The organism is Aeromonas sp. s9, from assembly GCF_040907765.1.
In the GTDB taxonomy this organism is placed as follows: Bacteria; Pseudomonadota; Gammaproteobacteria; order Enterobacterales; family Aeromonadaceae; genus Aeromonas; species Aeromonas caviae.
Map to the genome: position 1 here is coordinate 1 of NZ_JBFOCK010000069.1, position 15,990 is coordinate 15,990.

The window sequence follows — 15,990 nt, forward strand, 5'->3', positions numbered from 1 at the left end:
TCTTTACCGGTTAGTGTGCTGATATGGCTCAGTCGGTAGAGCGCATCCTTGGTAAGGATGAGGTCCCCAGTTCGATTCTGGGTATCAGCACCATTTTCAAGCAGTACAAGCTTTTGCCTGACGGCAATAGCGCCGTGGAACCACCTGATCCCATGCCGAACTCAGAAGTGAAACGCGGTAGCGCCGATGGTAGTGTGGCATTCGCCATGCGAGAGTAGGACACTGTCAGGCACCTATTCAGAAGAGGCCTCCCATGCGGGAGGCCTTTTTGCATTTCTGTCCTCCCGCCGCAATCCCCTGCTTCTATTTCAGTAAAAATGCTGGGCTATCAAGGGATTGCTCGTTACTCTTTAGCCGTTGCCCGATGAACACGTGATGCTGCCTGCGAGGTATTGATGGCTACGTTGAAGGAAATTGCACAGGAGGCGGGGGTATCGCTTGCTACCGTATCCCGTGTGCTGAACGAGGATCCCAGCCTGAGCGTCAAGGACGAGACCAGGCAGAAGATCTTCGAGATTGCCGAGCGGCTGGAGTACAAGACCAGCAGCGCCCGCAAAGGGGTGCACAAGAGCAAGCTGCAGCTCCTGGCTGTCTACGCCTATCCCCAGAGCACCGAGGTCAACGATCCCTATTACCTCGCCATCCGCTACGGCATCGAGACCCAGTGCACCCGCCTCAACATCGAGCTGGCCCACTGCTACAACGGTGCCGAGGGGCGTGAGCTCTCTGCCGTCGATGGCATCCTGGTCATCGGCCATCTGCCGGAAGAACGGCTGGCCGTGCTACGCGGCCTGTCTGCACAGCTGGTGTTCGTGGATTGCCGCTCTCAGGGGGATTTTGACTCGATTGACGTTGATTTGGCACTCATCAGCCAGCAGGTAGTGGACTTCTTCATCGCCGAGGGCCATCAGCGCATCGGCTATATCGGTGGCCAGGATGATGGCCCGGATCTGCGGGAACTCGCCTTTCGCGATTATGGCCAGCGGCTTGGCGTGGTGCAGGAGAGCGACCTCTATCGCGGAGACTTCTCCAGCGCTTCCGGCTACAAGCTGGCGAAGGAGATGCTGGCCGGCGACTGGCCCAGGGCACTGTTTGTCGCCTCCGACTCCATCGCCATCGGCGTGCTGCGTGCCATCCACGAGAAGGGACTGGCGATTCCCCAGCAGATCGAGCTTATCAGCGTCAACGATATCCCGACCGCCAAGTTCACCTTCCCGCCGCTCTCCACGGTGCGGATCCACTCCGAGTTGATGGGCTCCCAGGGGGTCAACCTGCTGGTTGAACGGCTGCGTGACGAGCGGGATATCCCGCTGCGGGTGCTGGTACCGAGCAAGTTGACCCTGCGTGGCACCACGCGCTGATTTTAGTAAAACAACCTGCATTTTAGTTGCACCATCTTATGGTGGTGCGACTCCTCTCCCAAGCAAACTGCTTTGCAATATCATCCAATGACGTCACATCACAATGTTTTATAGTTGATTTTACTGCCATTCAGCCAGCTATCATCAACATCCGTGCCACACCCATCCGCCCTATTCCCTTTTATCTTCCGCTTCTGATCTCGCTCACAAAACCATCCGCTCACTGTGATTAGGTTAAAACTTTACCTATTAAAAACTGATATTTAGTAAATGTTTATCTAGAGTTTACCCAGTTAACGTTGCCTTGTTCCGGGAGGACATGTGAATAACTGGGAAAACGTCCAATTCGTTGGTGAAAACAGGCTGGCTCCGCGCGCCTACTTCTTCTCTTATGCCGACCACGTGCTGGCGGCCACCATGCAGCGCGAGCTGAGCCGCCGTTTTCTGGGGCTGAGCGGCCAATGGCAGTTCCACTACTTCGACCACCCCCTGCAGGTGCCGGAGGCCTTCTATCACAGCCCCATGAGCGAGTGGGGCCAGATCACCGTGCCCAACATGTGGCAGATGGAAGGACATGGTCAGCTCCAGTACACCGACGAAGGTTTTCCCTTCCCCATAGACGTGCCCTTCGTGCCGACCAACAACCCCACCAGCGCCTATCAGCGCAGCTTCACGCTGGGCCCGGCCTGGGATGGCGAGCAGGTGATCATCAAGTTTGACGGGGTGGAGACCTACTTCGAGGTCTATGTGAACGGCCACTATGTCGGCTTCAGCAAGGGGAGCCGTCTCACCGCCGAGTTCGATATCAGTGCCTACGCCAACATTGGCGAGAACCTGCTGTCGGTACGGGTGATGCAGTGGGCGGACTCCACCTATATCGAAGATCAGGACATGTGGTGGATGGCGGGGATCTTCCGCGACGTCTATCTGGTGGGCAAACCGGCCGCCCATGTGCAGGACTTCTTCATCCAGACCGCGCTGGCCGACGACAACCGGAGCGCGACCCTGAGCTGCGATATCCAGCTGGAGAACCTGGGGGCAGCAGCCCGTGATCTCCGTCTGGTCTGGTCCCTGCTGGATCAGGGCAGCGAGATCGCCAGCGGCTCGCTCGACCATCTCGCCATCGACGGCAAGTGTGATTGCCGCTTCACGCTGGATCTGGCCAACCCCCATCTGTGGAGCGCCGAAGATCCTTACCTCTACCAGCTGCAACTCTCCCTCTACAACGGTCAGGGCGAGCTGCTGGAAGTGATCCCGCAGCGGGTCGGGGTGCGTGAAATCAAGGTCAAAGATGGTCTCTTCTACGTCAACGGCCACTACCTCAAGCTGCACGGGGTGAACCGTCACGACAACGACCACCTCAAGAGCCGTGCGGTCGGCATGGACCGTGTTGAGCGCGATATCGTGTTGATGAAGCAGCACAACCTCAACTCGGTGCGCACCGCCCACTACCCGAACGACCCGCGTTTCTACGAGCTGTGCGACCAGTACGGTCTGTTCGTGATGGCGGAGACCGACGTGGAGACCCACGGCTTTGCCAACGTCGGCGATCTCAGCCGCATCACCGACGACTCCTTCTGGGAGCCGGTGTTCGTGGATCGCATCGAGCGCCACGTGCACGCCCAGAAGAACCACCCCTCCATCATCATCTGGTCGCTCGGCAACGAGTCCGGCTACGGTTGCAACATCAGAGCCATGTACCAGCGCTGCAAGGGGATCGACCCGACCCGGCTGGTGCACTACGAAGAGGATCGCGATGCCGAGGTGGTGGATGTGGTCAGCACCATGTATTCCCGCGTCTCCCAGATGAACTGCTTCGGCGAGTTCCCGATGGCGAAGCCACGCATCCTCTGCGAATACGCCCACGCCATGGGCAACGGCCCGGGTGGCCTGAGCGAATACCAGCAGGTGTTTGACCGCCATCCCCACATTCAGGGTCACTACATCTGGGAGTGGTGCGATCACGGCATTCTGGATCAGGACGAGCATGGCCGCCCGGTCTACAAGTACGGCGGCGACTACGGCGACTACCCCAACAACTACAACTTCTGCATGGATGGCCTCATCTATCCGGATCAGACCCCGGGGCCGGGCCTGCGCGAATACAAGCAGGTGATCTGTCCGGTCAAGATTCGCGCCCTGGATCTGGCGAGCGGCCGGCTTGAGCTGGAAAACCGCTACTGGTTCTCCACTCTCGACGACATCCGTCTGCTGGTCGAGGTGAAGGCCGAAGGCGAGCTGCTGGCCAGCCAGCAAATCCGGTTGGAAGGGGTGGCCCCCGGTGCCACCACTGCGCTACAACTCGAGCTGCCATCCCTCGATGGGCGGGAAACCTTCGTCCAGCTGCGGGTCATCAAGGCCACTGCCACCCGTTACAGCGCGGCGGAGCACGAGCTGGGCCAGTACCAGTTCCGGCTGAAAGAGTCGACTCGCCAGCTGCAGCCCTTTGCCAATCCCAACGCTACTCCGTTGGATATCGCTGATGAGCGCCTCGCGCTGACCTTGAGCGGTAGCGGCTTTGCCCTGCGCTTCTCGCGCCTCGACGGCAAGCTGGTGAGCTGGCAGCAGGATGGTATCGAGCTCATCGAGCGTTCGCCGCGCCTCACCTTCTTCAAGCCGATGATCGACAACCACAAGCAGGAGTACGAGAGCCTGTGGCACCCCAACCACCTGCAGATCATGCAGGAGCACTTCCGCACCTTAAGCTGGCGTCAGCTGGGCGAGGCGGTCGAGGTGACGGTCGAGAGTCTGATCGCGCCGCCGGTGTTCGACTTCGGCATGCGTTGCCGCTACGTCTACACCCTGAGCCCGAATGGTCAGCTGCATGTGGCACTGTCCGGTCAGCCCTATGGCGGCTATGACGACATCATTCCCAAGATCGGCTTCGAGCTGGGCATTCGTCAGGATCTCGACCGGGTGCACTACTACGGCATGGGGCCGGGCGAGAACTATCAGGACAGTCGCCAGAGCAACTGGATCGACAGCTTCCAGAGCACAGTCAGCGAGATGTGGGAGCACTACCCCTTCCCGCAGGACAACGGCAACCGCCAGCAGGTGCGCTGGGCGACCCTGACCAACCGCCACGGCGCCGGCCTCTACGTGCGGCCCGATGCCCCCATCAACCTGAGCGTCTGGCCCTACAGCTGGGAGCATATCCACGCGGCGCAACACATCAACGAGCTGGAGCCGAGTGGTTATCTCACCCTCAATCTGGATCACAAGGTACTGGGGCTCGGCTCCAACTCCTGGGGCTCCGAGGTGCTGGACTCCTGGCGGGTGCGCTTCGAGCCGTTCAGCTTCGGCCTGACCCTGCTGCCCATCGCTCGCGGCAACCTCAATCCGGCTGCGCTGGCCGGGCTCGATCTCACCATCAACGGCGGGAGGAACCTCGCATGATCACCCTGGACAACCTGACCCTGTTCAAAAACATCTACCGAGAGGGCAAGAAGTGGGGCCGCTGCGTGGAGGCCATCAACAACCTGCCAAACCTCAAGCCCGGCATCTGCCACTCCATCGGTGACTCCCTCACCTACCGCTTGCAGGAGGGGGCCAGCCCGGCCACCTCACTGTTCGAGGGGCAGCGCCGCTACTTCGACGTTCACTACTACCTGGAAGGGGAAGAGACGGTGGAGTGGGCCCCCAAGTCGGATCTGCGGGTCGAACAGGCTTACGACGACACCACAGACCGCGAGTGGCTGGCCGGCGAGGTGCGTGAGCGCCAGAAGGTGGGCAACGGCCAGGTGGTGATCTTCGAGAACGATGAGGCCTATCGCTTCGCAGGCGACGCGTCGGTGCGCAAGGTGATCATCAAGGTCACCGTCGAAGGCGGCTACTTCAAAAACAAATAACAAGCCGCTGTTTTTTTACTGACACATACCGGAAGGCGCGGGGCCACCCTACAACCCATGCCCCGCCCTTTCGTGGATAACTACAGGTCTGGAGATGCACCATGTCTGATTCCAAACGGAATACGATAGGCAAGTTCGGTCTGCTGTCGCTCACCTTCGCGGCGGTATTCAGCTTCAACAACGTCATCAACAACAACATCGAAATCGGCCTGGCCTCGGCCCCCATGTTCTTTCTGGCCACCATTTTTTACTTTATTCCGTTCTGCCTCATCATCGCGGAGTTCGTCTCCCTCAATAAAAATTCCGAAGCGGGGGTTTATGCCTGGGTGAAAAGCTCCCTCGGCGGGCGCTGGGCCTTCATTTCCGCCTACACCTACTGGTTCGTGAACCTGTTCTTCTTCACCTCCTTGTTGCCGAGGGTCATCGCCTACGCCTCCTATGCTTTCCTGGGCTACGAATACATCCTCACCCCGCTGACCACCACTTGCTTAAGCATGATCCTGTTCGCCCTGGCGACCTATGTCTCCACCAACGGCGCCAAGATGCTCGGCCCCATCACTTCGGTGACCTCGTCCCTGATGCTGCTGCTGACCCTCTCCTACATCCTGCTGGCAGGTGCGGCACTGGTGGGTGGCGTGCAACCGGCCGACCCCATCACGGTAGAGGCCATGGTTCCCGATTTCAGCTGGGCGTTTCTTGGCATCACTACCTGGATCTTTATGGCAGCCGGTGGCGCCGAGTCGGTGGCGGTCTACGTCAATGACGTGAAAGGGGGATCCAAATCCTTCGTGAAGGTGATCATCGTCGCCGGGATCTTTATCGGCGTGCTCTACTCCATCGCCTCGCTGTTGATCAACGTGTTCGTGCCGAGCGGTACCCTGAAATATACCGGCGGCTCGGTGCAGGTGTTTGAAGGGCTGGCGGCCTACTTCGGCCTGCCGGAGATCCTGATGAACCGCTTCGTCGGGCTGGTCTCCTTCACCGCCATGTTCGGCTCCCTGCTGATGTGGACGGCGACCCCGGTGAAGATCTTCTTCTCCGAGATCCCGGCCGGCATCTTCGGCAAGAAAACCGTCGAGCTGAACGAGAACGGCGTACCCGCCCGGGCAGCCTGGATCCAGTACCTCATCGTGCTGCCGTTGATGGTGATCCCGACCCTGGGCTCCAACACAGCGCAGGATCTGATGAACACCGTCATCAACATGACCGCCGCCGCCTCCATGCTGCCGCCGCTGTTCATCATGCTGGCCTACCTCAATCTGCGGCTGAAGCTCGACCACCTGCCGCGGGAGTTCAAGATGGGTTCGCGCACCACCGGCATCGCCGTGGTGTCGGTGCTGATCGTCCTCTTCTCGGTGGGCTTCCTCGCCTCCACCTTCCCGACCGGCGCCGACATCATGACCATCGTCTTCTACAACGTCGGCGGGATCGTGATTTTCCTCGGCTTCGCCTGGTGGAAATACAACCGATACGAGGCCTCCCTCAGCGCCGAGGCGCGCGCGAAAGAGGCCGAGCCAGCGGCGCAGGTCGTCATCCAGCCGTCATGACCCCCATCAAACCGGGTGGCCGTTGGCCACCCGCAAACCGTTGAATCAGAGAAGGAAAAGTGCATGAGCGAGACGATCGAGTTTGCCGAATTCAAGCGGGTCGAGATGAAGGTGGGCAAGGTGCTGGAGGTGGTGCGTCACCCCGGGGCCGACAAACTCTATATCGTCCAGATCGACGTGGGTGGCGAGCGGCCGCTGCAGACCGTCACCAGTCTGGTGCCTTACTACAGCGAAGAGGAGCTGATGGGCAGCGAGGTGGTGGTGCTGACCAACCTCAAGCCTACCCGAATGCGCGGCGAGCGATCCGAGTGCATGTTGCTGTGCGCCGAGACCCCGGACGAGAGCCAGAGCGTGCTGTTGCAACCGCGGGTGCCGATGGCGCCGGGCACTCCGATCGTCTGAATGGTATTGCGAGCTGGTGCGGTGAGATTGCACCGGTTCACCAACGAGGCCGCCCACGCGGCCCGATCACAACAAGAGAGTAGCGGGCGGGGCCGACTGACCCTTGCCGAACACATCACAGAGTCACAGCGTTACCCGCAGGGAGCGCGAGTCCACTGGAGGACACCATGTCTGAATCCGTACGCGGCACCATAGGCAAGTTTGCCCTGTTGTCGATGACCTTTGCCGCCGTGTTCAACGTGCGCAACATCGTCAACAACAACATCGAGCTGGGGCTCAGCTCAGCCCCCATCTTCCTGCTGGCGACCATCGTCTACTTCATCCCGTTCGTCTTCATCATCGCCGAGTTCGTCTCGGCCAACAAAAACTCCGAGTCGGGGATGTACGACTGGCTCAAGAAGCCGCTCGGCACCCGGATGGCCTATCTGGGCTCGTTTCTCTACTGGTTCGTGAACCTGTTCTGGTTCGTCTCCCTGCTGCCCAACGTCATCGCCTACGCCTCCTACGCCATGCTGGGCTATGAGTACAGCTTCTCGCCCATGGTCACCTCGATCATCTCCATCGTGCTGTTCGCGGCGGCGACCCACATCTCCACCAAGGGGGCGAGCTGGCTCGGCAAGATTGCGGAGATCGTGGCCTACGGTGTATTTGCCCTGTTCGCCATCTATGTGCTGGGGGCCCTGATGGTCCTGAGTGGGGATCATGTGCCGGCCCAGCCCATCACGCTGGAGGCGATGACTCCCACCGTCAACTGGGCGACGCTCGGCATCATGTGCTGGATCTTCCAGGCGGCGGGCGGTGCCGAGACAGCGGCGGCCTACCTCAATGACGTGAAGGGCGGCCAGAAGTCCTTCATCAAGGTGATCATCAGTGCGGGTATCGTCATCGGTGCCATGTATGCGGTCGGTTCCCTGTTGGTGAACGTGTTCGTACCGCGCGAGAGCCTCACCTATGCCGGCGGCATGGTGGAGATCTTCACCGGCATGGCGCAGTACTTCGGTCTCTCCGAGGCGCTGGTGGGCCGCTTTGTCGGCGTGGTGCTGTTCATCGCCATGTTCGGCTCCATGATGATGTGGACCTCGGCGCCGGTGAAGATCCACTTCTCCGAGATCCCCCAGGGGGTTTACGGCGAGAAGACCACCCAGCTCAACGAGCACGGGGTGCCGGTGCGCGCCGCCTGGTGGCAGTTTGTCTTCGTGTTCGCGATGCTGGTGGTGAACGGCTTCGGCTCCGAGTCGGTACAGCAGATGATGAACACCGCCATCAACCTCACCGCCGGTACCGCCATGTTGCCGCCGATCTTCATCATGGTGGCCTACTTCGTGTTCCGCTGGAAACATGACGACACCCCCCGCGAGTTCCGCATGGGGTCGCGCACCTTCGGGATGGGCGTGGTGTCTGTGCTGATCGCCATCTTCGTGGTGAGCATGAGTGCCTCCGCCTTCCCGGCCGGGGTGGATCTGGTGCGCGCCTTCTTCATCAACGTCTTTATGACCGCAGTCTTCTCGGCGCTGGCCTACTGGTGGATCTCCCGCTTCGAGAAGCGCCAAGCCCGCAAGTCAGGTGGCAACGAGAAAAAAGCGGGCAGCGGCACCCTGGCCAGCCAGCGCTGATCGGCATGTGGCAAACAGGAGACGGGCGGCCTTGGTCGCCCGTTTTTTGTTGGCCGGATCCGGGACCGGAGGGGCAAACTCGTTTAGTTTTGCTGTGAGAATGTGCGTTATCGTTTAACAAAATGAAACAAATGAGGCTGCCGCTCAACTTTGCACCATAGGGTGTTCGGGGTAAGCTTGTCCCTTCGTATCCGGGGTCGCCGTCTGATGACGCCTTCCCCGTGCCCTGTCGTCCCCATCCCGTGCGGGACGCGCTTTCTCTGGAGACTCCCCGTGCGTCTGGATCCTTTTACCTCTGTGCTGATTGTGGTGGTCGCGCTGGCCTCCTTCTTCCCCTGCGAGGGGCAGGTGGCCGTCTGGTTCGGTCTGTTGACCAAGCTGGCGGTGGCGCTCTTGTTCTTCATGCATGGTGCCAAGCTGTCGCGCCAGAACCTGCTGGCGGGCCTCGGCCACTGGCGGCTGCACCTGGTGGTGATGGCGAGCACCTTCCTGCTCTTCCCGCTGCTGGGGCTGCTGCTCACGCCCCTGGTGCCCCAGTGGCTGAGCCCGGCCATCTATCTCGGTTTCTTGTATCTGTGCGCCCTGCCCGCCACCGTGCAGTCGGCCATCGCCTTCACCTCCATGGCGGGGGGCAATGTGTCGGCGGCGGTGTGCAGCGCCTCGGCCTCCAGCATCCTCGGCATCTTCCTCTCGCCGGTGTTGGTAGGGCTGATGATCAATGTGCAGGGGGAGGGGGTCGATACCTGGCACTCCATTCAGGCCATCATGGTGCAGCTGATGTTGCCGTTCGTGGTGGGCCACCTGTCGCGCCCCCTCATCGGTCGCTGGGTTGACAGCCACCGGCCGCTCATTGGCAAGCTGGATCAAAGCTCCATCCTGCTGGTGGTCTACGTGGCCTTCAGCGAGGCGGTGGTGCAGGGGATCTGGCACCAGGTCGGCTGGTACGATCTCGCCAGCATCGTGCTGCTGAGTTGCGTGCTGCTGGCACTGGTGCTGGGGTGGAACATCTGGATCAGTCGCCGCCTCGGTTTCAACAGGGCGGACGAGATCACCATCGTCTTCTGCGGCTCCAAAAAGAGCCTGGCCAACGGGGTGCCCATGGCCAACGTCATGTTCCCCGCCGCCAGCGTCGGGGTCATGGTGCTGCCCCTGATGATCTTCCACCAGATCCAGCTGATGGTGTGCGCCGTGCTGGCCCGCCGCTACCGCGAGCAGGAGGCGGTGCCCCAGGTACAGGAGGGGTAAGCGGTCCGGATAAAGAAGAGGGAGGCCATGGGCCTCCCTCTTTCGTTTGCCGCGTCGTCAGCGTTTGCGCCAGACGGTGAGCTGGGCCACCGTGTGCTGGTACTTGCGGGCGGTCTCGCGGATGACGAAGGGGACGTCCCTCGGGGGCATGTGCTCCTCGAACTCCTCCGCCAGCAGCCGTTGCAGCGCCTGATAGGTGCCGAGGGCCTCGCCGTTTTCCCGGATGCCGCCGAGCCAGTTGGCCTTGGGGGTGTAGTCGGTCAGCCAGGTGTAGGGGCTGGTGAGCACCAGCAGGCCGCCGCTGCGAAGGCGCGGAGCAATGTCCCGCAGGAAGCGGGCGGGCTCCCGCAGCCGGTCGATGAGGTTGGAGGCGAGCACCAGGTCGTAGTCGCCGTACTTGGGCTTGAGGTTGCAGGCATCCCCCTGGCTGAAGTGGACCCGCTCGCTCTGCTCGCGACCGAGCTCGTGGCGGGAGAGGCGCGCCTCGCAATATTCCACCAGATCCCCTTCCACCGGCACCGCATAGCGGAAGCTGTCCTGTCTTGCCAGGGTCAGGGCCACGTCGATGAAGCGGGCCGAGTAGTCCACCCCGTCCACGTGGGCGAAGCGGCGAGCCAGTTCGAAGCTGGCCCGGCCGGTGGCGCAGCCGATGTCGAGCGCCCGCTCATGGCGGCCGCAGAGCTCGCTGGCAAGACCGGCCAGAGCCTCGGCGTAGTTGGCGACCCCGAAGTGGCTCGGACCGTACTGGAAGTCGAGATACTGGGCGACCAGGGTGTCGGTTTCATAAGGGTTCACGATGACGGGCTCCTGATGGCGTGAGACCAGGTAGCGGAAGCCCGCGTGCTGGAAGAAGTGGCGACGGAAGGCGTAGCGGGAGGATTTGAGCGCCTCGTTGCCGGTGCTGATCCAGCTCCCGCCCTTGATGAGGGTGTGCTTGCCGTCGAAGGTGGGGGTGGAGAAGTCGTCGTAGAGGGGGTGCACCTTGAACCCCTCGAAGCCGTCGATGGCGGTGCTGGTCCACTGCCAGACGTTGCCCACCAGATCGAAGAAGCTGCCCTGGGGGCAGGCATCCACCGGGCAGGAGGAGGCGAAGCGGGCCAGGTTGATGTTGCCGGGGGCCTCCATCCAGTCCGGCTGATCGCCGGCCAGTTGTTCCCGTAGCAGCATCCACTCCCCCTCGCTCGGTAGCTGGACGGGCAGGCCGGTCTGATCCGCCTTCCAGCGGCAGAAGGCGGCGGCCTCCAGCTGGTTCACCTCCACCGGCCAGTCCCAGGGCATGGGGACCTGCTCGGTCATCAGCCGCAGATGCAATTGTTCGGGTTCGAGGGGGTCGCCGACCCAGAAGGTGGGCATGCGGGCCTTGGCATACTGGCGCCAGCCCCAGCCTTCGTCATCCCACCAGTCACGGGTCTCGTAGCCGCCCGCCTGCACGAAGGCCAGGTATTCGGCGTTGCTCACCAGCATGCGGCTGGCCTGGAAGGGGGCCAGCTCGATGTGGCGCTCGCCGTATTCGTTGTCCCAGCCGTAGGTGGCGTCCTGCTTGCCGAGGCGCACCTGGCCGCCGGCCACCGGCAGCAGGGTGTTGACGGGGACGGCGGCGAGATCGTGGCGCGCCTCGGGGCAGACCGGCCACTGGGGCTGGCTGCGCACCCAGGCCAGGGGCAGCTGGCGGATCAGCACGCTGGAGGTCTCGAGGTGGATGCGCTCGTGCTCTATGCCCATCAGGATGACCCAGGCCGGGCTCTGCCAATGGATGGGCAGCTCGATCGGCATCCGCTCGATGAAATCACACACCAGGGCGCGCACCCGGCCGCGGTAGTCACGCAGCTCGGCCACAGTGGGCCAGTCGTAGTGGGTTTCGTCCAGATCGTCCCAGCTCATCTCGTCCACCCCGATGGCGACCAGGGCCTCGATGCGGGGGTCGAGCCGACTCTCGATGAGACGGGCCGCCAGCAGCTTGTTGACGAAGAAGGCGGCGGTATGGCCGTAGTAGAAGATGAGCGGGTGGCGCAGGGGGATCGCCTTGTTGAACCAGGCCCGCTCGTCGGCCAGGCAGTCGAACAGCGAGTCGTAGAGATCGAAGGTCTGGCAGAAGTAGGCGAGGAGCTCGCGGCGCTTGTGGTCGGGATCGTCGCCGGTCAGCAGCGGGGTGCGGGTGGGGGCAGGCAGGCCCGGATGAACGAATGAGTGGCTGGCTTGGGTCACGCTCTGACTCCTTGTTGATTCTGGCGGGTGAAGCAGCGATGGAGTGCTCTATACGCACCAGGTATCACTATTGGCTCAACGAACCGGGGCGGCAACCAAAAAAATGGGTCAACGCCCCCCTTCGGGTGTGGTCAGATTGACCAGATTGTGGTCTGAATGACTCTTTGTTGTGTGCCATTCGAGCCTCGAAATATTGAAATGGATAGATAAATCATGATGTTAACCATATGGCACAGGGTTTGCTGATTGCCACTCACCTGCCGCGCCGTGCGGCAAAGAGGAAACGAGGAGTAGCGGGATGAAATGGATGCTGGGAGTGGTGCTGGCCCTGGGACTGACCGGATGTAGCTGGCAGGATGACGTCAAGGTGCGCGGGGAGGGGGCCGTGGTGGAGCAGCAGCATCCCCTGGGGCATGAGGTGACCCGGGTGCTGGCGGGCGTGCCCGCCAACCTGTACCTGGTGGCGGGAGAGAGCCACACCCTCAGGGTCAAGGGGGAGGCCAACCTGCTGCCCTATCTGGTGCTCACCGAGCAGGGGGAGAAGCTGGAGATCGAGGTCAAGGATGGCTACCGGCTCGACCCCACCCGGCCGCTGGAGATCACCATCACCCTGCCGACGCTGCACGAGTTGGCACTGGCGGGGGTTGGCAACGGCGCCTTGCGCGACTTCAAGGGGGATGATCTGGTGCTCTCTCTGGCGGGCACGGGGGACATCGTCGCCAGCGGGCTGATGCTGGATCGGTTGGAGGGCAACATCGCCGGGCTGGGCAACCTGGATCTGGGGCAGGGCTCCGCCCGGGTGATGGCGCTGAACATCGCCGGCGCCGGTGGCGTCAAGGGGGCCGGGCTCGCCAGCGAGGAGGTCGAGGTGAGCATCGCCGGCAGTGGCGAGGTCGAGGTGCGGGCCCAGTCGCGGCTCAAGGTAGAGATCGCCGGTGCCGGTGCGGTCAACTACTGGGGCAGCCCAGCGCTGACCAGCGAGATCGCGGGCTCGGGTCAGGTGAGCCGGTTGGGGAGCTGATCCCATCACCGCAACAATGAAAAAGGCCCCTCGGGGCCTTTTTGCATGATGCGACACTGTGGGACGACACCTCACTCGAGGGGGAGTGCGAGGCCCAGATCGGCGTTCAGGCGCATCAGCAGCCACTGCATGCCGGCGAGGTGCTGGTGGTCATGGCTGACGAGCAGGCGCACCAGCCCGTCCAGGGTCACCTCCCCATTGCCGCCATAGCGGGCGCGGCGCTGCCAGGCGTCGGACGGCACCGTCTTCAGCCATTCGACGGTCTGCAGGCGGGCGGTACGAAAGCGGTCGAGCTGCGTGGCGGTATCCTGCCGGGGGTAATCATGGTCCAGCGCCAGCTGATAGCCATCGAGGGAGGCGAGCTCCGGCAGGCTCTCCGCCAGGGTGCGACGAAACCGCACCTGATAGCCCAGCACCTCGATGTCCAGCAGGTGGCAGAGGTGCCCCCTGGCACTGAAACGCTCGGAGGGGATCCCGGCCCAGTTGGCGGGTTCCCAGTCCAGATGGCCGGTGGGGACCTGTGCCAGCAGTCGCTCGAACTGGTCCGGCATGGTCAGCAATGTGGTGAAGAGAGGCATCCTTGTCTCCTGTTTACGGGTGAATGGCCGCCCGCTGACGGGGCGGCCACGAGCGGGTCAGCCTCAGGCCGGTTCGCCCAGGTGGTTGGCGTGAAAGCGCAGGTGCGCCTCGATGAAGCTCGCCACGAAGTAATAGCTGTGGTCGTAGCCGGCATGGCGGTTGAGCGTCAGGGGCCACGCCCGGGTGGCGGCCACTTCGGCCAGGGTGTCGATGCCGAGCTGCTCCGCCAGGAAGGGGTCGTCCAGCCCTACGTCCACCAGGGTCGGCAGGGGCGGACTGTCGTGGTGGCGCAGCAGTTGGCAGGCATCCCACTCCTGCCACAGCAGGGGATTGTTGCCGAGGTAGGCGCCGAGGGCCTTCTGGCCCCAGGGGCAGCGGCTCGGGTGGCTGATGGGGCTGAAGGCCGACACCGAGCGGTAGCGACCCGGCTCGCGCAGGGCGGCGATGAGGGCGCCGTGGCCTCCCATGGAGTGGCCGCTGATGGCGCGCTTCGTCGAGACCGGGAAGTGGGTCTCGATGAGCTCGGGCAGCTCCCGGGTGACGTAATCGTACATCTGGTAGTGATCCCGCCAGGGGGTCTGGGTGGCGTTGACGTAGAAACCCGCCCCCATGCCGAGGTCATAGCCGGGATCGTCCGCCACTCCCTCGCCGCGGGGGCTGGTGTCCGGTGCCACCAGGGCGATGCCGAGCTCGGCGGCGATGCGCTGGGCCCCGGCCTTCTGCATGAAGTTCTCGTCGGTGCAGGTGAGGCCGGAGAGCCAGTAGAGCACGGGCACCTTCTGGCCGGTGAGGGCTCGGGGTGGCAGATAGATGGCGAAGCGCATCTCGCAATCGAGCACGGTGGAGCGGTGGCGATACTGCTTGTGCCAGCCGTCGAAGCTCTTGTTGCTGCTGATGATGTCCAGATTCATCGAAGGACTCCTTGCCCCGCCCATGTATCGATGGGCGGGGCTCTCATGGGATCAGTAGTGGATGACGGTGCGGATGCTCTTGCCTTCGTGCATCAGATCGAACGCCTCGTTGATCTGCTCGAGCGGCATGGTGTGGGTGATGAAGTCGTCCAGTTTGAACTCACCCTGCATGTAGCGCTGCACGTAGCTCGGCAGCTCGCTGCGACCGCGCACGCCGCCGAAGGCGCTGCCGCGCCACACCCGGCCGGTGACCAGCTGGAATGGACGGGTGCTGATCTCCTGGCCCGCACCGGCCACGCCGATGATGACGGATTCGCCCCAGCCCTTGTGGCAGCACTCCAGCGCCGCGCGCATCACCTTGACGTTGCCGATGCACTCGAAGGAGAAGTCGACGCCGCCGTCGGTCATCTCGACGATCACCTCCTGGATAGGCTTGTCGAACGTGTTCGGGTTGATGCAGTCGGTGGCGCCCAGCTTGCGGGCCAGCTCGAACTTGCTCTCGTTGATGTCGATGGCGATGATGCGGCCGGCCTTGGCCAGGCGCGCGCCTATGATGGCGGAGAGGCCGATGCCCCCCAGCCCGAAGATGGCGACGCTCTCACCCTCTTTCACCTTGGCGGTGTTCATCACGGCGCCGATGCCGGTGGTGACGCCACAGCCCAGCAGGCAGACCTCTTCCAGGGGGGCGGCCGGGTCCACCTTGGCGATGGAGATCTCGGGCAGTACCGTGTATTCGCTGAAGGTGGAGGTGCCCATGTAGTGGTAGATGGGCTGGCCATCCTTGGAGAAGCGGGTGGTGCCGTCCGGCATCAGCCCCTTGCCCTGGGTGGCGCGGATCTTCTGGCACAGGTTGGTCTTGCCGGACTTGCAGAACTTGCACTCGCCGCACTCGGGGGTGTAGAGCGGGATCACGTGATCGCCCACCTTGACGCTGGTGACACCCTCGCCGACGGATTCGACGATACCGCCACCCTCGTGGCCCAGGATGCAGGGGAAGACCCCTTCCGGATCTTCGCCGGACAGGGTGAAGGCATCGGTGTGGCAGACGCCGGTCGCGACGATCCGCACCCGCACTTCACCGGCCTGGGGCGGCATGACCTCGACCTCTTCGATGGAGAGGGGCTGGCCCGGTCCCCAGGCGATGGCGGCCTTACACTTGATGCTTTGAACCTGTGCCATGAATGACGTCCTCGTAGTGGTTGGATGAACGGAAATGAGTTCGGAGATCCAGTGTAGTTTCCCGCCGATTTGGTGATAA

The 15,990-nt window shown here is 62.6% G+C and carries 12 protein-coding genes, 1 tRNA gene and 1 rRNA gene; 10 read left to right on the forward strand and 4 right to left on the reverse strand.

The genetic code is table 11. The features are described 5' to 3' along the window. Positions 1-17 precede the first annotated feature (17 nt). The 9 genes from AB5Y54_RS13820 (at position 18) to AB5Y54_RS13860 (ending at position 10,016) form a co-directional block, all read left to right on the forward strand. Positions 18-93, forward strand: a tRNA-Thr gene (locus tag AB5Y54_RS13820). 23 nt (positions 94-116) lie between these two features. Further along, positions 117-231: ribosomal RNA gene (gene rrf / locus AB5Y54_RS13825) — 5S ribosomal RNA — on the forward strand. Positions 232-395: 164 nt separating this feature from the next. Beyond that, positions 396-1,361 (forward strand): transcriptional regulator EbgR, encoded by a 966-nt coding sequence (gene ebgR, locus AB5Y54_RS13830; protein WP_041214116.1) that lies wholly within the window; start codon positions 396-398, stop codon positions 1,359-1,361. 321 nt (positions 1,362-1,682) lie between these two features. Beyond that, positions 1,683-4,757, forward strand: a complete 3,075-nt coding sequence (gene ebgA, locus AB5Y54_RS13835) for a beta-galactosidase subunit alpha (protein WP_368153922.1) — start codon at positions 1,683-1,685, stop codon at positions 4,755-4,757. Next, a complete protein-coding gene (locus tag AB5Y54_RS13840) occupies positions 4,754-5,209 on the forward strand; it encodes a beta-galactosidase subunit beta (RefSeq protein WP_201985851.1) in 456 nt (151 codons plus the stop codon). Before ebgA ends, AB5Y54_RS13840 begins: the two co-directional genes overlap by 4 nt. A 101-nt stretch (positions 5,210-5,310) precedes the next feature. After that, the gene (locus tag AB5Y54_RS13845; protein ID WP_201985849.1) at positions 5,311-6,756 is read left to right on the forward strand and encodes an amino acid permease; all 1,446 of its coding nucleotides are present in this window, start codon (positions 5,311-5,313) and stop codon (positions 6,754-6,756) included. Between the two features lie 63 nt (positions 6,757-6,819). Next, a complete protein-coding gene (locus AB5Y54_RS13850; protein WP_026080427.1) occupies positions 6,820-7,158 on the forward strand; it encodes a tRNA-binding protein in 339 nt (112 codons plus the stop codon). A gap of 167 nt (positions 7,159-7,325) precedes the next feature. After that, positions 7,326-8,771 carry an amino acid permease gene (locus AB5Y54_RS13855; protein ID WP_368153923.1) on the forward strand — a complete coding sequence of 482 codons (1,446 nt, stop codon included), beginning with the start codon at positions 7,326-7,328 and terminating at the stop codon, positions 8,769-8,771. A gap of 273 nt (positions 8,772-9,044) precedes the next feature. After that, positions 9,045-10,016 (forward strand): bile acid:sodium symporter family protein, encoded by a 972-nt coding sequence (locus AB5Y54_RS13860; RefSeq protein ID WP_119197073.1) that lies wholly within the window; start codon positions 9,045-9,047, stop codon positions 10,014-10,016. Positions 10,017-10,073: 57 nt separating this feature from the next. On the opposite strand, the gene ovoA is transcribed toward AB5Y54_RS13860, so the two are convergent. Next, a complete protein-coding gene (gene ovoA, locus AB5Y54_RS13865; protein WP_201985847.1) occupies positions 10,074-12,221 on the reverse strand; it encodes a 5-histidylcysteine sulfoxide synthase in 2,148 nt (715 codons plus the stop codon). Between the two features lie 298 nt (positions 12,222-12,519). Here ovoA and AB5Y54_RS13870 point away from each other — a divergent pair, with 298 nt between their 5' ends. Continuing rightward, a complete protein-coding gene (locus AB5Y54_RS13870; RefSeq protein WP_368153925.1) occupies positions 12,520-13,242 on the forward strand; it encodes a DUF2807 domain-containing protein in 723 nt (240 codons plus the stop codon). 71 nt (positions 13,243-13,313) lie between these two features. Here AB5Y54_RS13870 and AB5Y54_RS13875 read toward each other — a convergent pair whose 3' ends face one another. From AB5Y54_RS13875 to AB5Y54_RS13885, 3 genes are all read right to left on the reverse strand, one after another. Beyond that, positions 13,314-13,820: a DinB family protein gene (locus tag AB5Y54_RS13875; RefSeq protein WP_201985844.1), complete on the reverse strand. Its 507-nt coding sequence runs from the start codon at positions 13,818-13,820 to the stop codon at positions 13,314-13,316. Positions 13,821-13,883: 63 nt separating this feature from the next. Next, on the reverse strand, positions 13,884-14,732 hold the full coding sequence (gene fghA, locus AB5Y54_RS13880; protein ID WP_368153926.1) for an S-formylglutathione hydrolase: 849 nt from the start codon (positions 14,730-14,732) through the stop codon (positions 13,884-13,886). A gap of 51 nt (positions 14,733-14,783) precedes the next feature. After that, positions 14,784-15,911: an S-(hydroxymethyl)glutathione dehydrogenase/class III alcohol dehydrogenase gene (locus tag AB5Y54_RS13885; protein ID WP_010672469.1), complete on the reverse strand. Its 1,128-nt coding sequence runs from the start codon at positions 15,909-15,911 to the stop codon at positions 14,784-14,786. Positions 15,912-15,990: the final 79 nt, after the last annotated feature.

What these genes read in the sequence shown, in the direction of transcription:
- ebgR (WP_041214116.1), top strand. Translation starts at nt 396, where the DNA reads ATGGCTACGTTGAAGGAAATTGCACAGGAGGCGGGGGTATCGCTTGCT.
- AB5Y54_RS13840 (WP_201985851.1), top strand. Translation starts at nt 4,754, where the DNA reads ATGATCACCCTGGACAACCTGACCCTGTTCAAAAACATCTACCGAGAG.
- AB5Y54_RS13845 (WP_201985849.1), top strand. Translation starts at nt 5,311, where the DNA reads ATGTCTGATTCCAAACGGAATACGATAGGCAAGTTCGGTCTGCTGTCG.
- AB5Y54_RS13850 (WP_026080427.1), top strand. Translation starts at nt 6,820, where the DNA reads ATGAGCGAGACGATCGAGTTTGCCGAATTCAAGCGGGTCGAGATGAAG.
- AB5Y54_RS13855 (WP_368153923.1), top strand. Translation starts at nt 7,326, where the DNA reads ATGTCTGAATCCGTACGCGGCACCATAGGCAAGTTTGCCCTGTTGTCG.
- AB5Y54_RS13870 (WP_368153925.1), top strand. Translation starts at nt 12,520, where the DNA reads ATGAAATGGATGCTGGGAGTGGTGCTGGCCCTGGGACTGACCGGATGT.
- AB5Y54_RS13875 (WP_201985844.1), bottom strand. Translation starts at nt 13,820, where the DNA reads ATGCCTCTCTTCACCACATTGCTGACCATGCCGGACCAGTTCGAGCGA.
- fghA (WP_368153926.1), bottom strand. Translation starts at nt 14,732, where the DNA reads ATGAATCTGGACATCATCAGCAGCAACAAGAGCTTCGACGGCTGGCAC.
- AB5Y54_RS13885 (WP_010672469.1), bottom strand. Translation starts at nt 15,911, where the DNA reads ATGGCACAGGTTCAAAGCATCAAGTGTAAGGCCGCCATCGCCTGGGGA.